The sequence below is a fragment of the Parapedobacter indicus genome, from assembly GCF_900113765.1.
Classification (GTDB): domain Bacteria; phylum Bacteroidota; class Bacteroidia; order Sphingobacteriales; family Sphingobacteriaceae; genus Parapedobacter; species Parapedobacter indicus.
Genome location: NZ_FOQO01000003.1, coordinates 637268 through 655589 on the forward strand (window position 1 = coordinate 637268; position 18322 = coordinate 655589).

Genomic DNA, 18322 nt, shown 5'->3' on the forward strand with positions numbered 1-18322 from the left:
TTAACAACTTCCTTAAATTAAACGGACGGTACCGTGAAACTAACGCATGCGGAGAAGGGGAAAGGGTGGAAATTACTCCGGTAATCGCTCGCCCGTCTCACCGTGATAATCAAGTGACTCATGGCCACCTTTAAACACCACGTGGATGTCAACGTGGTATTGTGTATAATCTGGGGGAATACGTCTGTCGCGCGTTCCCCAACGTGTGCCTTTACGAACCCCGATGTACATGATATCTTCAATATCATGATCGGTTGCGGCATCCTCCAGCGCCTTTTTGAACAGGTCGTACCGGACCGACTCTACGGTGAACAACCGCTCCGTATCGGCAGTGGTCAATGACATGATCCCCTCTTCGACAGAATTGCCACGGATGGTTGCATGTGCAATGTAGCCGGGTTTATTTGGATCCTCTGCCCTTACATCGGTAAAGTCCTTGTAAAAGAGTACGGATTCAATGCGCCGGTCTCCTACATACGCGATGGCCTTATCATAGGCTTTTTTGAACACTTCCGGGTTAAAATTACCTTTATACTGAAAAATCAGCTTCTGCGGAAAATAAGTCATCCGCATCCGGAGCCAGTCCAAATTACCGGTAACCCGATAGGGCGAGAGAAAGCCGAAGCTAAATAGTGCAAAAATCAGTACCATGCTTACCAATCGCGTAAAGACCGTTGGATTGCGCCCAATTAAGAGAAGCAGACCCGTTCTTCGCCGTTCGGGATAGACCTTATCTGCCTGAACCGCTTTTACATCTGTCCGAAATTCTCCCGGCAATCCGGGTGACACGGTCCCATATCCGTGGTCGTGCACCTCTTCATAAAATGTGACGATAGCACCCTCATTCAGCTGCTCAAGATCTTCTGCTCTTATGAATTGGCGCACCGTTGTCTGATAGGGCTCGCCGGACGTTGGAAATACGGTGACTTCGATGATCATCAAATCACGTGTTTCCATCATGCGTAAACCAGCATAATGAATCCGGTCTATACGTGCCGGCGCACCGCTGTTCGTGCCAAACGCTGGATCGAATGCTGACATACGTGCTTTATGATCGATATATCCAAGATATACCAGGGCAAAGACCCAACCCAGTCCGATCGAGCCGAGAATAAGAACAACGAGGAACCAGATTGGCATAAATCCCTGCATCTGGGCTACAAACGAACCGACGACGATGCCCAGAAAAAGCCAAATGAGCGCTTTATAGGTAAAAATGCCGAACCGCTCCGCCCCATAGGGTATGTTCCTTTTCCTTAATTCCGTCATCCGCGGATAAAGATAGGGGTTTGGAAATTAACGAGTGCTTCAATAACGAGCGCTTAAAAAAGAAAGCCCCGAAACGGGGAGAATCGGGGCCTTCAAACTAACCAATTATAAACCTAAATTATGAAAAGACAAATTTTACTAACTGCCTATATAACGCATGAAGATGCCGTTTTGTTACAACGAACTTATTAAATTTTGTTAAACAGACACTCCTGTGACAAAAAGAAAACCCGTTACCTTGTCAGTAACGGGAATCCGCCCCAATGGGGTTAGGGGCTATCAACCTAAACCTATTGCTATTAACGCGAATTCGCGAAAGTTGTTTTGTTACTTGTATTTTTTTCTGCTTCTAAGTAAACTTCCGGCAAACGCATTGACGTACGACATCGTCCTAAAACTTAGGATTGATAAATTCCCATTCTCTAATATGAGCCGGTTGATGCTCCTTCTGAACAATCTCGTCAAATCGCTTAACCAAATCAGGATGTTGATTGGCTAGATCTTCGGTCTCGTTACGATCACTCTCCAAATCAAAAATCATCCAGGGTGTATTAGCGTATGTGCTTTTGCGCACATTTATCTTCACACCTTTCCATTTACCCATTCGAACAGCTATTTGCCCTCCTTTTTCAGGGTATTCCCAATACGTATATTCATGCCTTTTCTGCTGGGAATCTTTACCAAGAAGTGTGGGAAGAAAAGAAAGTCCGTTTGTATTGCCGGGATCCTGATGCGTAAGTTCAGCCAACGTGGCCATTAGGTCATATTGCACTGAAACCAAATCAGTTGTGCTTCCTGCTTTTATTTGACCCGGCCATCTAGCTAAAAATGGCACCCGAATTCCACCTTCAAAAACATCCATTTTTAATCCCCTTAACCCATCAACGCTATTAAAAAAATCAGCGTTGACCCCGCCGTTGAATGTGGTGCCATTGTCACTGGAAAACATAATTATCGTATGATCATCCAGGCCCAACTCGCTCACCTTATCCATCACTTTGCCAATCTGCGCATCTAAGTAAGTGATCATGGCCGCATAAGTGGATAACGGATACTTTGAAAAAGCATAGCCTTTCTCCCCATAATAAGGTTGTTCACCGTTGAATTTGCCAATGTATTCATCGATATACGCTTGCGGCGCTTGTAAAGAAACATGAGGTTGAGGAAAAGGTAGGTATAAAAAAAAGGGTCGGTCCTTGCTCTTATCGATAAACTCCAATGCATGCTTCGTCATCACATCTCCTGAATACTCATTTCCAACAAAGTAATCGAAGTCCGCATCTTTTGCCGTATCGGGGTCGATCTTTCTATGGACGTCGATTTCCGGATTGTTCAATTTTAATCGTTCGTCGTTTAACCATAAGTGCGTGGGATAAAAGTTATGTGCTTGTTTTTGGTCTAAGACACTCACATAAAAATCAAACCCTTGTTTTAGTGGCGATCCCGTATTATCGTGCATTCCCAATCCCCACTTACCAGCCATTCCGGTAGTATAACCTGCCGCTTTCAGCATTTTAGGAAGGGTGTAAGTTCCCTCAGGAAGAGGCATCTGCCCCCCTTCCAGACTATCTGCAAAACCCCCAAGCTCATAATTACCCCGTATATAACTGTGTCCCCCATTCTTTCCGGTCAGCAACATACAACGTGCAGGTGCGCAAACAGGCATACTGGTATAATGATTGGTGAATTTCATTCCCTCTTCCCGCAGTCTATTGAGGTTTGGGGTTTTAATCTTCAACTGTCCGTAACTCTCAATTTCGCCGTAGCCTAAGTCATCCGCGTAAATATAAATAATGTTAGGAGTTGAAGCGTTATTCGCTGTTTGAGCGGATGCGCAGAAACCGTTAATAAGTAATAAGGCCAATATGGGATAATATCTCATGTGCTTTTTATTTCTGTATTTTACCAATGGGTCTTCTATTTTCTCCTATGCGTTCGGTTAGGTTATCCCCCAAATCACGCCGAGCCTGCTCGGCAAGCTCCTGCAAATCACGTAAAACGTTTGGATTTTGTTCAATAATATTATAACGTTCGCCCGGATCTCGCCGTAAATCATATAAAGCCAGCGAATCCTGCGCGCCCTGATTGTAAGGTCCTGGATAGCCGTCGTTGCCGGGTAACACCCCCTCATAAGATCGATAATTATGTGGGAACACCAGTTTCCAGTGTCCCATCTTGACTGCTTCCAGGTCGTTTCTGTTATAATAGTAATAAAAGGTCGTTCGCGGATTCGTGTCTTCCCCTTTCAGTAACGAAAGGATACTGACGCCATCGATTTTGTGGTCAGGTAACTTGGCTCCGGTTACTTCTGCCAGCGTGGGCAGGATGTCGATGGTGTTGCTCAGCTTATTGTTTACCTGGCCTTTGGAAATCACCGCGGGCCACGACAGGATGGCGGGTACGCTCGTTCCTCCCTCCCAACTGGTTCCCTTCCCTTCCCGCAGTCCGGCGGTTGACCCGTTATGATTTCCATAGTTCAGCCACGGACCGTTGTCGCTTGTAAAAACAATCAGCGTGTTTTTAGCGATCCCTTGCTCCTCCAAGTCCCCCGGCCTAGCAAATTCCTTGATTGTATAGCAATGACGAATACGTGGAAAAGTTAAAAGAAGGTGGAAATAATGCGCCAATATATATTACAATATAGAATATAATTTCTGCCTTTGCCCATCATTCCTTACGTCAATGACTTCCATTTCACCATCTGGATAAACCAATATGCTATGCGGAATTGCTTCTACAAAATATCTTTCATTGATTTTCTCAATGTTTTGATAGGCTAACAATGTCCTCCAAGGAACGTCATGTTCTCGCAATATTTTTTGAAGCGATGGTATATCGTTTTCCCTATCTAAAGAAATATAAGTCATTAAAAGGCGTTCAGTTAAATCTTCATGTATTTCCTTTAGCAGCGGAATCTCTTTAATGCAAGGAACACACCATGACGCCGTAAAAATCACTAAGTTATATTTTGAACTATCTTGAATTATGCTCTCATAATTTACCTTATTAAGTGTTGGTAGACGAATGTTTTGAAATCTGTGAAATAAAAACCGTTCGATTGTCTTTCCCCATAACGTATTCTTGTGTTTGTCAGAAAAATTGTCATAGACTTTTTGTATGTCCTTTTTCGATCTATAATTGGTGAGATTGCGAGCTAAGTTGCTTATTAAGTACCGAGAATCCGGATATTTTTTTGATAACTCAATATAAGATAATAAGAAGTCATCATAGGAAAAATTTTTACTCGACGTTAAAAACCAACTAAAGTAAGGATCCTCCGCCCTAACGGAGATATCTGAACTGCTATCCCGCATAATCAACTTAAAGTCCTCGAACACCATATCACCAACGACCACGGTGTCTTTGTTTCCTATTGAAGCTGATATATTTTCATTTGGGAATATTGTTTTTCCTATATACACACCATAGATATAATTTATGCTGTCTTCTACGCCGACATTCGAAATGATAGTTTTTGTACTATCTTTTTCTGTAATAAACCGTATCCATCTAGAAGAATTAGTAACAGAATCATACCTTGATACAATTAGGGCCATATTTTCGTAGTGTTGAACAATACTATCTGGAATTGGTATCTCCCAAGCGAATTTACTAATCTTTGTACCGGCTAGTGAAATCTTATCGTCGGTGTAATCGAAAAGTTTTAAAGAGTCAAAGGGAGCGTTTTCCAAGCTAACAATTAATTTATAGCCCTCTTGATTCGGAGTTTGGGGATACGTGTGGCGGCACAGTACCGTAAAGGAAGAAAGCAATAGTATGATTTTTATATGTCTCATGTGCTTAGAATCTGGATTATTTTAGCTGCAAATATTTTTAAAGATGTTGTTTCAAACTCCATAATTTGACTGTAAAATCTATGCAACTTTTAATCTTTCAATAGCTACCGACATCACAACTTTCATATGCTCATCATCATAAAGTTAGGCGTACCTTTTTTAGGTTGACAACATAAATTGGAATCAAGAATCTTATTAAGATTGACGTTTCAGAAAGTTGATGTCGAAGTGACTAAAATCTCAGAGACCAAGGCTTTAAACCCTTATTAGGTATCTGTCGAATGCAGGACTATCAGCAACTGTTGAAATTCAAAAAAGTGTAAACAATTCACCTAATATTACTAAGCTGAATTATTCACACTTCTGAAAACTAAGACATCAAAAAGTCACACCCCACCGCAAGTGCAATCATCAGTGCCGCTCGATTTTGGCCTACACTTGTCCGCGGCCCCACCAGGTCGCTGACAATTTCCACCACAAATTCCAAGACTGTCTTTCTCACATAAGTCGCCAGAGCCGAATAAGCCACCTTGAATTTTCCTCAAATCGTCCGCGCTTAGAACATCTGAAAACGATATTCCTGTTAAACTAATCTTTTTCATTTAAATGAAATTTTAATTTTGTGCTACAGAGTTTAATGTACGTCCCGCAGCTTCACGCTTCTTGTTAATTTTTAATTCAGAAATGAACTTAAAATCTTCGATTTGATAATTCCTTGGTAGCTTATGCCCATTTACAAGTAGGGTAGGAGTAAGTTCCAATTTGGTGTGAAACTTCCAATTCAGATGGTTTTGAAATTCACTCTGAACTCGATCGTCTTCTACATCAAAGGAAAACTTCTTAAAAAAGTGTTCCTTATTCATTCTTCCCCGAGCGTACCATTGGTTAAAAATTAATGATGTTTCCGCTGGGCTCGAATTTAGGTAAGCTGCAATTAAAAACTTGTTTGAAATATCAAGGCTTTGATCAAATGAGGAAAATATATATTGGATACAAATATTTTGTTGTCCGGACGCCAATAGCTTCTCAATACGAGTATGTAATTTCGCACATGGATTACAATGAGGGTTAGTCAAAATTGTGATCAATATTTCTGAGTTTGGGTTTCCAAACAATATCTTAGAGTCCGATTTATCACAAGCATAGTAGGGTTGCTCTTCCAATAATAGGCTAGTAATGCCTTCATGTGACTTTAGGCTATTTATTTCCTGCGTCACATTTTGCCTTTTTAATTGTTCTGCAAGATAAGGTGTTATAATTGTGGTTGTTATGAAAAATGTAGCGTATAAAGCTACTAACACGATTACATTGGACAATTCAATTTCAGGTGTTTGTAAATACTGAAAACTTAAGTTTATTAAAAATATTAACCACAACGCTATTTGCACTATTAGGCACAGTACACACCATTGCTTAGCTTTCGATTGTTGGTACCAAATGCTCCAAAATGCGTAGGGTAAAGTAAATAAATTAATTATGGCATAATAATTAATTAGATTGGGCAAAAAAGCAATAACAATCAGGTTTGATAAAAAATAAGAGAGTCCTATTTCGCTCCATCCAAATTTACCCCACAATTTTGCTCCTTGTGATTCTAAAATACTATTACAATCAGCTTGTTTGAATAAGGAGCAAATCTTATCTGAATAACTACTATGTATTTTTAGTTGTTTCTGAACAAGTAAAACACCAATATATGCTCCAATAATATTTATCAAAAACGATAGAATTAAACCAACACCATAGTTATGATAATTATTATATAAGCCGAAAATGAGAAGCAGCGAGATTGCTAAAATCAGTGAAGTGTTCAATGTCCTTTGCGTGACTTCTTCATTACGATGCTTCTCATAATCTGGCTCGATTGAATTGGAGTCGGCTTCTGTCAACATCACAACTCCCGACCAAATATCGCAAAATGCTTTTCTGGAAATATTAAGATTTAAGTTTCCGGATTTATATTCGACGTCTTTTTCTGTTACATTAACCACTGCCGCGAAATCGCCTCCCACATGTGCAACAAAAGGAGTCTGAATATTTAAAATGTCATTGAATTTATCTTCTATTCTGGTGCCGGCATTAGCAATCCCATAGTCAGAGAGCATTTTGGATAATCCAAACAAGTTGTATTTATGAGGATGCTCATTATAAAATCTGTTTGAAAACGTTTGAGTATGTTTCACACCCAACACATTTAATAAAGAAGTGAATATATTGGCGTCCATTTTTAGAATATACAAAATAGTAAATATCCTTAACCCGGCATTTAATTCTTGTAATACCTTTTTGGAATATAATCGTTAACGTAAATTAAGTTTACAATGAATATTCCTGCAAACATTATGCTAGACTAGACAAACGTAAGTATCGTGAGTAAGTGTAAATAGACAATTAATAAAATGTTAATATTTTAAAAATAATCAATTATACTAAATCCGATTCCCCTAAATATCATATAGATCGGATATTTTTGTGAATATTAGTAGATAAAGTTTGCCTAGTCAATTCATCATGTTAGTCTAATTGGTAGTTTTAATGATAGTTAACGCAATAATATGAATAATTGATTGGTCTTACAAATTGTGTAACGATATATTTACTTTGTCAGGAAAGACAACACTTTTTATAAGTTTTAACTTTCGTGAGTTCTCTAGGACTACTTGTACAAAAAGTCAAACGATATCCCGATTCACTCACTCATATAATTTTTCAATTTTTCTGCATCATTTTGATCTGTGCTTCCCTGAAAGGACTGTTAGAGAATTGAAAGTGGATATTTCGGAGGGATAGTGATTTCGGTCAAACCGGGCCGTGACAAGAAGATTAATATCCTGAAATTAGTACTGATGCGTTAACTTTTTTCATCAAATAAGTTTAACATTTTTTGTTCTTTGACACTTTGATTTTTCTGATCCTGAGCGATTAAGTCCTTCAGCATAGTCTTATAAAATGTCGAGATTCCGAGGATCTGCATGATTTCGTAGATCTTTATTACTCTCCAACGTCAATTAATCTGGCTTTTCATAATTGCACTCGATTTGATAATCTGCTTTATAATACTGCCTTATACGAGTAAGATGTTTTTCATTAGTGAGTTCGAAGGATGATAATGTCTTATTTGAAATTTCTGATTTAAATGGAACGTTAAAATCAGTTAAAAATGAGTGCAGGTTATGTATATTCACAATATAATTTACTTCAGAAGGATTATAATAGTCAACTTGCCTTCGTATATGCTCATCCTGCCATAAAGGATCCTTTTTTTCCCACTCAAATTCCAAAAAATCCACGAATCTATCAAAGGACGTTCCTCCTACTAAGCCAAGAAAATGGAAATAACGTCGAAATTCTCCGTCTAAGCAAAACAATTTATATGTGGAAACAATGCGTTCAATAGGATCACGCCAGACAGCAAATTTGGTGTATACTCCATGCTTGTTTTCGAATTCCTGCATCTTATCTACTGGCACAAGATAAGGCGACCCATCTGAATAACCAATCAGGTCATGCACACTTGTGAACCCTTTTTCCCATACTTTTTCTCGCGAACCATTATAATATGCGACTTTTTTAAGAAAAGTAACGGCATTTTTTGATATGGCTACAAATGCAACCCCAGTATTGGGAATAATACAAAAAAAATTCCCCATAAATGGCGTTATTGGTTTCATGTTTTTTAGTAATCTCATAACAATAATTTAATTAACATTTGCTTAGAGACGTGAATTAAGAGGTGGATAAACATTTCATTAGAATGACAACTCATAATTATTCAAAAATTTCACCAAGAGAGCATGCGTATCGGATATCCCTGTCAAGCCGGTATCAATCGCCAAATTAGGATTATTGGGTTCTTTGTATGGAGACGTCATACCAGTAAAATTCGTAATGTCTCCTTTTCCAGCTTTAGCATATAATCCTTTCACATCTCTAGCTTCACATACTTCTATCGCGCACTTTAAATTCAACCAAATAACTTGGATACGTCTCATAATTTATTTCACAAATAAAACACCTAAATTTTTATTGGCTCGCGAACTAAATATTTACGATTCTAGATTGTTTTTCGGCAAGTTAAATTATAGATACCCGCCTAGGCAAAGTATCGTACCGAACCTACACTAAAAAAACTTTTTCAGCCCCGTCTTCATACGTATTTCCTTATTGCTAATTGATTGCTCATTTCTATTTAGATATTGATCGTTGTTTTCGTGAAGTCGATATTCATACATTACCGAAGGAATGAATTTTGTATTCTCGTAACCAGCAAGTTCCAATAACGGATAAAAAAGAGCCCTATCGTAGGGCATTTTTATGATTTGACCATCTGAGTTTCGCAATAAATTAAGCTCTGGGTCCTGGCGGATATATTCTTTAAAAACCTTATAGCGAAATGTTCTTAATGGCACTGCTCGCCAAGGGCTGTGTCTGATGTTATTGAATTCTTCCGGGGAGTATTTGCTCCCATAATTCCCGAGGCAGTTGAGGTATTTCATCGAGCCAAAAGTTACAAGTAACGAGGGGTTTTTATATAAGCCGTCTAAGATTGTTAATACATATTTATGAGCTAACTTGTCATCTGCGTCAAGAAGACAGACAATGTCATCTTCAGCAATTGGGTTATCTAAAAGTACATTTAAAATATTTGGTAAAGCGTATTTTCTGCTTTTATTAATCTTTACACTAATATTATGCTCATCCGGGATTATTGACGCGCCATTATCGGTTGACGCGTCGTCGACGAAGTATATATGGTATCTCTCATAACTTTGTGCCTTTACAGAATCTATGCATTCCTGAATATATGGCATCACGTTTCTATAGGGAGAAACTATGTGAAATTTGGTTTCTTTTAAGCGTGCTATATTATTATTCTGACTATTGAAACAAAAGAAATGGGGTGTAATTTTTTGCATGAAATTAATGCGATCCATTTCAGGGAATTCGTTTCTGATTTCAGAAAATAAAAGAACGAGTTGGTATATCGGTCTTGTCAAAATAAAAGATGAAACATTCTGTATGTCATAAATGGCTTTACAATGTTTGTTAATATTGACACTCTCTCCATAGGTCGCGTGAACATAAAAAGCGTAAATCCCTTGTGGAACTATATCTTGCAGTAAACAATCCAGCACATTCAAATCAAGTTCTTTTAATCCCTCTTTATCGCAAATACAGTATATTATATCCTCCTTATGAAGAATTGACCATTCGATTGCGGATTTTAGGTTTGTAAAAAAGTTATTAACGGGATTATATCCTTCCGGGTTGATAAGTAATGATTTAAATTTTGATTTATCTATCTTAATGATAGTATTGAGTAAGAAAGTAGGTAACATTCTGAATTGTTTATTGCTTTACAATCGTATTGTATCTTTTACACAGTTTGGCCAGTTTAGCCTCCGATTCCGAATATCGAAGTATTGAAAAATCAAAAGAGCCATTGAGTTTTTGAATGTGGTTCTCAATTTTTTTATTAAGCGAAATCATTGGATATAAGACTAATTTATTGCTCGTAAGTGATGAAAGTTTCGCATCAACGGTATCAGTCTTACTAAAAGAAGAATTAAGAAGTAGGGTCTCAAAAAAGCTACGAAAAATTACAAGGAATTGTGAACCTACGTATCTATCGACCCAAAACAGATTGTTATCGACAAATATGATGTTGGAAAAGTCTCCGTAGATACCACCTAAGACAATTTTGCTGCGTAGAAAGTGTGCCCTAACAATTGCCTGAATAAAACTTACATTGTCGTAATATTTTGTAAAAACATGTTCTGTATGGCAGATTACTATTACGTCATCATCGTTCCTTGTTGCTAACGATACGATTTCAACAATAGCCCTCCAGTATTCTAAATCATCGCCTTGAACAAAAGACTTGTTTCCTATAGGAGATTGAAACTCTTTACGATTCTTAAATTGTTCAATGAGGCTAACCGCTTCTCGATGATCATTATTGTTTATTATATAAAGTGGAATAGACAAGTTCCCTAGATCCAGATCAGATGAAATCTTAATTTGCTTTCGAAAGTACGTGGCCACCGAAATTGTTTTCGAAAATCGGCTTTCTGTTATTCTAAAATATTCTTCAACGTTAAATCTGTAGTTTTTAGTGGTCACATCTGAATAACCAAAATTTTTTTGATATGATATTTGAGGGTATATTGCAAAAATTCTATTAGCCTTTTGGGAAATAACAAAATCAATATTTTCTGTATCTTCCAACTTTATGTTTAAAAATTGCCGGTAAAAGCGTCGATACATTACAAAAAATTGAGTTCCTGAAAAATACTCAAGCCAGAATATGTTGGCGGTTATAGGTGAAGCATTTTTAAAACCGCTAACCCCACCTAATAGAATATCACATTCGTTCGCGATTCCAAACAATAGGTAGTTATAAAACTTTTCACACGAATATGCATCTGTAAATGTATGATCGTCTTCACACAAAACAACAAAATCCAAGTCCGCTTCTTGAGCCTGTTTGACGCATCTTTTAAATGAATCAAAAAGACCTAACGCTCCAATGCGGTGTGCAGTAGCTTCAATTAATACGATATCGAACTCTACCCTGTTATTGAACTCTGCTTTTATGTGTTGTAATCTGTCAGTTCGTTCCGTAAGATTTACAATAAAGGTTGCAATTTTATTCATTTTGGGTAGTTTGTTATAGTAGCTTTGAACACGCTTCATAAAACTGGCCCGACCGGCTTATGTACCAGTTTTATTCGTGAAGCGCTCATTTGGAGCATTGGCGAATATCAATTATGTAAAAAGGAAGGGACATAAACTCAAAAAAAGTAAACAAGCGGCTGCTTTCTAATTCTGTTCTACTCCCCATACTGTAACGTCTTTCCTTTGCTTTTTGACACTCTTTCCAAACATTTCATAACCATAACCTACATCCAGTAAACTTTTAAATTCTAAGGGAACTAGATCGATCAACTCAGCCCTTTCAAGCGCAGGATATGGATAGCTCATCATGATCAGTATTCAAAAAATTGAAAATTAAATATAAGAATCTATGAATTAAAATTTTCCTACCATTTGACAAATGAACGATAAAAAGATAGCTTGTTCATATTTAGCATCAAAACTACTTCTGAAATAGATGTATACGTGCCGGTGTTTAAGTTCAATATTTTTGGGAAAGACCTTTTTAAAAAGAACAAAAAGCCGGAATTTGAGAATGTATTTACGAAGTGTAAGTTGCGGATTAAATGAATTCTAAAGTCCTCCTCAAAACAGTTTCCTAAAAGAATCTCAGCTACAAATACTCTAGCGAGCATCAAATTTTCAAAAAAGGACGCTTTGGAGTAATTGCAAAGAAGACTCTGAGAGTCAATAATGACGATCGCATCATCAGAATTTTTAATTGCTGTCATAACTATTTCCTTTAGGGTTTCTAATATATCTATCGAAGTCGCCTGTTTCGATTTCAGTTTAGAAACCCTTAATTCCTTGGTCATTTCAAGGAGCTTTGCCTGCTTTTGATCACCATCGCAAGGCCAAAGATACGTAGTTATATAACTATTCATCAATTCTACTGATAAGTTAGCAGGAATGTCAATTTTGAGTTTTGATGGATGTCCAAACCGTACCAATTTTAAAATATAGGAGAACGAAGAAAAACCAAATAAGTTATATCCGAGGTTAAGACTATTCCGCAGACACATAGGATGGGTTTCCTGATCAAATCCCCACATCATTAGATTTGTATATATGTGCTTTTCGATTTTCAGAAAACCTATCGTGATGATTTTCGAGAAGTTCCATATGAAAAGATATCGTAGCTTCAGCTTTTTCTCGGTTGTACATCAACTGATTACCAGATATACTTTTTGCCGAAACTCTAATATTTGCTATCGATTCATTTATACAAAATACTTTGTTAAAAACAGAGGCTTGCAATATTAACATATCATCCGAATGCCATACTAGCGGGTTGGGGTAGAATCGGCACGTTTCGTATTTACTTTTTTTGAAGATATGCTCGCTCAGAGAAGATCGACTTTCATTCTTCAGCTTTTTTATATACAAGTCAATAGAACTTTCTACCTGTTGAAATTTAAAGCTAGAAGTGAATTCCTTTCCAAATCCATCTATAATAACAGAAGAAAATTTGACAACATTTATATCCTCTTGTTCAATAATTTGTAGGTTCTTATAAAAGTTATCAACGACATTCTCACTTAAAATATCGTCATCACCTAACAGCATGAACCAAGTTTCATGATCTATCATCCCTAAACATCTCTCCCAATACTCGTACAATAATTTTTCACCCAGTCGCCCTTCAAATTTCTTATATTTAATAGTAACGCTTACTGCAAATTTTTTTAATAATACACGAGGATCGTTTGGACTTGCGTCATCACCAAGGTATACATTAAAATTCTTATTCTTTTGGGATGTTAAAGATTGAAGGGTAGCCTCAATGAAGTCAATTTTGAAGAATGGAATAACGATTGCGAGCATTAGATGTATCAAAGTATTTAAGAAATAGCATATTCGGCTTGCTTCATAAAGTAAATATATTAGCCTCCTGTATTTTATAGGGAGTCATGCGACGACAGAAAGATTATAGCGATTTGTATATATAACGGTCGATAGGTATTCATATTACTCGGATTATATAAGCGTTTGATAAGTATTGGTTAATTATTCTTGCTGAATGAAATAACGACGATTATATTCGCTGTATGAATTGCAATATAACATAATGTTTTAAGATTTGCAAATGCAGACCAAGAATAAATAGGTGCCCCTGGAGTTGTCTATTTCTGTGCACTCTTGGTTTATGTATTTAGGCGTCAGCGAATTACCAAAAAGAATTCCTTAACAGGGCTTAAACTAAGAAATGGCAAATCAACTAACACTAATTTCTCTTGTCTATCATTAATCGGACATTCCTGACGAGCCGCTGTAAAAGTGAGACGTCCTCAGTAATTATCTCAGCGGTACCCACCATGCCGGTCGTAAGCTCAAAAATCCCCAATGTTTTTGATGGCAGGACGTCCACTCGCGACAAGAAGACGCTATCTCGGTATGGAACCCGATTCAATTGCGCTATTCTTCCCCGCAGGACTCCGTATTCTTCGAACGGATAACTGTCCAATTTGATCAAGACCTGTTGACCAATTCGTATTTTACCCATATTATATTGCGGAACATTAATTTCTCCAAAGAATTCGGAACTTCCGGGATTGACGTAAAACATTTCCTGTCCTGCATCAACATACTGATTACGCTGGATTATCCCGGCATATACTAATGTTCCAGCCTGAGGAGCAGTAAGAACGTGTTGCTTTTTCCATTCCTCCATTTCGCTCACCAAACTATTCAGAGCCTGGGCAAATTTCAATTTCTCTTCAGCAATTTGGTTGTCTAAATCGGATAACTCGCGCATTTTGGCTGTTCTCCTGACGTCGTTATCCAACAGGGCAGAAGCGATCTGTTGTAAGGGATGCTTTTTCGTTAAAAGTAACGCCTGTTGCCGCTGGTATTCAGATGGAGAGATAATCTTACGATCTGCCAACTCCTTATATCGATTAAATTCTTTTTCAGCAAGAGCAAACTCCTCCTCCTGCAACTCCTGTTGCCTCCCTAATTGCTCTTTTTGGAGTTCTATATATTTAAGTTCATTTAAAATATATGTTTTACGCTTTAAATATATTCCGTCTCTCAAGGCTGCCTGATACGTTAAATACGATTGATAAAAGGTCTGATAACTCCCCTGTAATTCACCCAATTGGATGCCTGCTGGCGCAATTATCGATGGATCAGATGTAGTAAAACGTGTTAAAAGACTATCTCTAAGTATTTTAAGGCGATCAAGTAAATCCAGTACCTGACCATGCTCTGCCGTGCTTTCCATCCAAGCTAAAGGTTGTGCGGGTGCTACTGTCCCTCCAGCTTCAACGAGAACATTCACAATGTTGCCTGATATTCTAGTGACCACAGCTTTGGGAGCATTGGCGGCATTGATACGCAAGGGAGCCCTTACGAGATCGGGATAACGGATGAACGTAGTCAGCATTACAATCACTATCAGCACCACAATTACCCACGTAGTTCCCCAGCGGACCAAAGCATTCGGAGGGGTACCTATGATATCCGTGATTTCCTCGCTATGGACCTCCATACCATTTCGTATCCTGACGTGCTCCATTGTCACCGGTTGTCGTTTATATTCTGCTTTCTTTTCCATGTTTCGATTCATTAATTGCCGAGCTCAAGTTGGTTTTTGACTAAGCGAAAATACTCACCACGTCGTTCAGCCAATTCCAAATGAGTACCCTGTTCCGCAACTCTGCCTTTGTCGAGCACTACTATATTGTCCGCGTGACTCACGGTACTGAGTCGATGCGCAACGATGATTGCTGTACGGCCTTTCAGAAAGCTACGTAGGTTATCAATGATTACCCGTTCATTGTTAGCATCGAGCGCATTTGTTGCTTCGTCGAAGAGAATATAATGCGGATCTTTATATACAGCCCTGGCTATTAGCAAGCGCTGTCGCTGTCCTTGGCTGATACCTTTGCCTGCCGTGCCTATTTTTGTTTTAAGTCCGAACGGCTGCTCACGAATAAAGTCGTCTAGATTAGCGACGCGGATAGCCCGCTCTACTTTTTCGCGATCGGGATATTCATCTCCTACTGCTATATTATTCTCAATTGTGTCAGCGAAGATAAAACCGTCTTGCATCACTACGCCACAGCTTCCACGCCATGTGGAGAAACCGATGTTGTAAAGATTGGTTCCACCTATATCGATTATACCGGATTCCGGTTCGAAAAAGCGTAAAATAAGCTTTAGAACAGTGGACTTTCCACTGCCACTCATACCCACTATTGCGGTCGTCTTTCCCTCTGGAAACATCATATCGACATTGTTCAGTACCGGCTCATTTCCTGCTCCAGGATAACGGAAAGTTATGGCATTCAAAGTTATGTCTTTATTTCCAGGCAATTCCCTAAGCCAGTCGTTCTCCACAGGTTCCTCATCCTCCTCTCTATAAATTTCGTTGATTCGCTCTAGACTGATCTTTGCGTCTTGATACGACTGAATGAAGCCCAACAATTGCTCAATAGGGCTACTTACCATACCCACAATATACTGAATCGCTACCATCCCCCCCAAAGTGAGGTCGCCATCAATTACAGCTTTGGCACTTAGAAACGTGATCACGATGTTTTTAAGTTGGTTGATGGCCATTGATCCCGCCTGCTGGTATTGTGCGAGGGCAAGACTTTTGACCTTAAAACGAAATAATCGGGCCTGTATGCCCTCCCAAAGCCAACGCTTTTGACGTTCGCTGTTATTAAGTTTGATTTCCTGTATCGAATGGACAAGTTCCACAATATGAGTTTGGTTTTCTGAAGAAACGGTAAACCGTCGTTGATCCAGTTCCCCGCGTCGTTTAAGAAACATCAATATCCAGCCAGTGTATAGAATGGTGCCGACAAGAAAGATAAAGAAGATGCCAGCATTGTAAAATGCAAGTATGAAACCGAAAACAACTAAATTAACCATGGAGAATAGGGTACTCAATGTAGACCCTGTAAGAAATGCCTCGATTCGTTGCTGGTCGGCCATGCGTTGCATAATGTCACCTGTGGTTTTTGTCTCAAAAAATTTCATCGGCAGTTTCATCAGTTTGATAAGCAAATCCGTGAGTACCGATATATTTACCCGGGTGCTGATATGTAGCAGAATCCAAGAGCGGATGAAATCTACCCCCACTTGCCCAATGAAAAGCGAGAGCTGAGCAATTAGGATTAGATGAATAAAGTTTATATTACGCGTGTTAATGCCGATATCCACCACTGACTGTGTAAGATAAGGAGCGATAAGTTGCAAAATGGTACCTGCCATCAGTCCCAACACCAGCTGAACGAACAATTTTCGGTATGCAGAAAAATACTGAAACACAGCCCCCCATTGCAACTCTTTGTTTTCCTCTTTTTCATCAAGGTCGTAGAACTGGGGCGTAGGGGTCAACAACAACGAAATGCCGTTGTGTAGTTCGCTATGAGCAAACCAATTGTTTTTAAATTCCTTAGCTGTAAGTCTACGCTTCCCTGTAGCAGGATCGGCTATGTGATAATATCCTTTACTTACTTTATAGAGCACAACAAAATGATTCTGTCTCCAATGAAGAACACAGGGCAGCGGTATTTCGGAAAGTTGATCTAATGTAAGTTTTACTCCCTGAGTACGGAAACCGACTTTTTCGGCCGCTTCGCTAACGCCCAGCAGATTTACCCCGCGGTTGGTCGTCTGGCATAATTGCCGCAGACGGTAGATGTCCATATTGCGGCCGTAATACTTGCATATCATACGAAGACTGGTCGCACCGCAATCCATCTCATCCTGTTGTTGATAGTGACGGAAGTGAAGCATCGCTAGTTAGTTTTTCTAGATTTTCTTATATTTTCTGAATATAAGAATAATAGCATTATCCGAAAGAGTTATTTTTTGTGAATTATTAAAAAACCCTTTTAACCTCTTTTTAATCCGAATCTCGTTTTCGCTCTGAAGTTGCTCCTTTCAATGAATGAATTGGTCATTGTTTTCGTGGAGCCTATATTCATACATTAATGTTGGAACAAACTTAGTATTTTCCTACCTAGCGGATTCCATTAAGGGATATAAAAGGGCCATATCATAAGGCATTTTTATAATTTCACCGCTGGAGTCACGTAAGCAATCGAAACTTGGATCCTAGCGCACGAGTTTGATGGAGCTCCTGTACAACCTCTGGAATTTTTATGAGTTTGGAGAGTTTGTACGCCAATAGTTTTGCGTATTGGTTATGAACCTGTTCAAATGCTTTATAATCTCCCTGTCGTAAACGCACAAGCAGCTCCCGCTCATCGGTATATAAAGGAGTTTCCATACTTAGGAATACCGACGAAGGTAACGAAATTTACTATAAAAGGTAACGAAATAAAAAGAAATAGCTTATCATTTTTTAAGCTTTTTGAATCTTAAAAGATCCTCTACATCCCGCAAATCACTTCCGATGACACCTTGGGCAAAACTGCAACGCGTACTGCGTTCATCATTTACAGCAACCCCGCTAGTCTGTCAAACCGGTAGCTGAGGCCGATTTCATGAGTGGTGTTGCCGATGCGACGGTTCAGCGGTTCGTTTCCCGGGTTGAACTGGTAGGAGTAGCCCAACCCGAAGCCACCGAAATTGAACTGCGCCATCCCCGCAAACTCCCCGTAGCTCCGCACATTCGCACC

At 38.7% G+C, this 18322-nt stretch carries 14 protein-coding genes and 1 pseudogene; all 15 read right to left on the reverse strand.

The genetic code is table 11. From position 1 onward, the window contains the following. Window positions 1–72: 72 nt before the first annotated feature. A complete protein-coding gene (locus BMZ56_RS09015) occupies window positions 73–1269 on the reverse strand; it encodes a hypothetical protein (RefSeq protein ID WP_090626224.1) in 1197 nt (398 codons plus the stop codon). A 391-nt stretch (window positions 1270–1660) separates the two neighbouring features. Further along, a complete protein-coding gene (locus BMZ56_RS09020) occupies window positions 1661–3151 on the reverse strand; it encodes an arylsulfatase (protein WP_090626225.1) in 1491 nt (496 codons plus the stop codon). A gap of 7 nt (window positions 3152–3158) precedes the next feature. After that, a complete protein-coding gene (locus BMZ56_RS09025; protein ID WP_218146524.1) occupies window positions 3159–3812 on the reverse strand; it encodes a sulfatase/phosphatase domain-containing protein in 654 nt (217 codons plus the stop codon). Window positions 3813–3902: 90 nt separating this feature from the next. Then, complete coding sequence (locus BMZ56_RS09030) at window positions 3903–5066, reverse strand: TlpA family protein disulfide reductase (RefSeq protein WP_090626227.1); 1164 nt, start codon at window positions 5064–5066, stop codon at window positions 3903–3905. A 370-nt stretch (window positions 5067–5436) separates the two neighbouring features. After that, window positions 5437–5568 carry a hypothetical protein gene (locus BMZ56_RS25960; protein ID WP_256213824.1) on the reverse strand — a complete coding sequence of 44 codons (132 nt, stop codon included), beginning with the start codon at window positions 5566–5568 and terminating at the stop codon, window positions 5437–5439. Between the two features lie 112 nt (window positions 5569–5680). After that, the gene (locus tag BMZ56_RS09035; protein WP_090626228.1) at window positions 5681–7291 is read right to left on the reverse strand and encodes a vitamin K epoxide reductase family protein; all 1611 of its coding nucleotides are present in this window, start codon (window positions 7289–7291) and stop codon (window positions 5681–5683) included. 783 nt (window positions 7292–8074) lie between these two features. Beyond that, window positions 8075–8737: a sulfotransferase family 2 domain-containing protein gene (locus tag BMZ56_RS09040; RefSeq protein WP_181127803.1), complete on the reverse strand. Its 663-nt coding sequence runs from the start codon at window positions 8735–8737 to the stop codon at window positions 8075–8077. Between the two features lie 78 nt (window positions 8738–8815). After that, window positions 8816–9058 (reverse strand): adenylyl-sulfate kinase, encoded by a 243-nt coding sequence (locus BMZ56_RS09045; RefSeq protein ID WP_090626230.1) that lies wholly within the window; start codon window positions 9056–9058, stop codon window positions 8816–8818. Window positions 9059–9187: 129 nt separating this feature from the next. Next, window positions 9188–10405, reverse strand: coding sequence for a glycosyltransferase family A protein (locus BMZ56_RS09050; protein ID WP_090626231.1), 1218 nt, complete (start codon window positions 10403–10405; stop codon window positions 9188–9190). A 10-nt stretch (window positions 10406–10415) separates the two neighbouring features. Further along, window positions 10416–11723, reverse strand: coding sequence for an immunoglobulin domain-containing protein (locus BMZ56_RS09055; RefSeq protein ID WP_143072887.1), 1308 nt, complete (start codon window positions 11721–11723; stop codon window positions 10416–10418). Window positions 11724–12109: 386 nt separating this feature from the next. After that, a complete protein-coding gene (locus BMZ56_RS09060; protein WP_090626233.1) occupies window positions 12110–12778 on the reverse strand; it encodes a hypothetical protein in 669 nt (222 codons plus the stop codon). Continuing rightward, complete coding sequence (locus tag BMZ56_RS09065; protein WP_090626234.1) at window positions 12762–13547, reverse strand: glycosyltransferase; 786 nt, start codon at window positions 13545–13547, stop codon at window positions 12762–12764. The genes BMZ56_RS09060 and BMZ56_RS09065 overlap by 17 nt, the downstream gene beginning before the upstream one ends. 400 nt (window positions 13548–13947) lie before the next feature. Beyond that, window positions 13948–15279 carry an HlyD family secretion protein gene (locus BMZ56_RS09070; protein ID WP_177195098.1) on the reverse strand — a complete coding sequence of 444 codons (1332 nt, stop codon included), beginning with the start codon at window positions 15277–15279 and terminating at the stop codon, window positions 13948–13950. A gap of 11 nt (window positions 15280–15290) precedes the next feature. Then, window positions 15291–17474, reverse strand: a complete 2184-nt coding sequence (locus BMZ56_RS09075; protein ID WP_090626236.1) for a peptidase domain-containing ABC transporter — start codon at window positions 17472–17474, stop codon at window positions 15291–15293. Between the two features lie 665 nt (window positions 17475–18139). Further along, window positions 18140–18322: pseudogene (locus BMZ56_RS25600) on the reverse strand (PorP/SprF family type IX secretion system membrane protein); the annotation flags it as partial.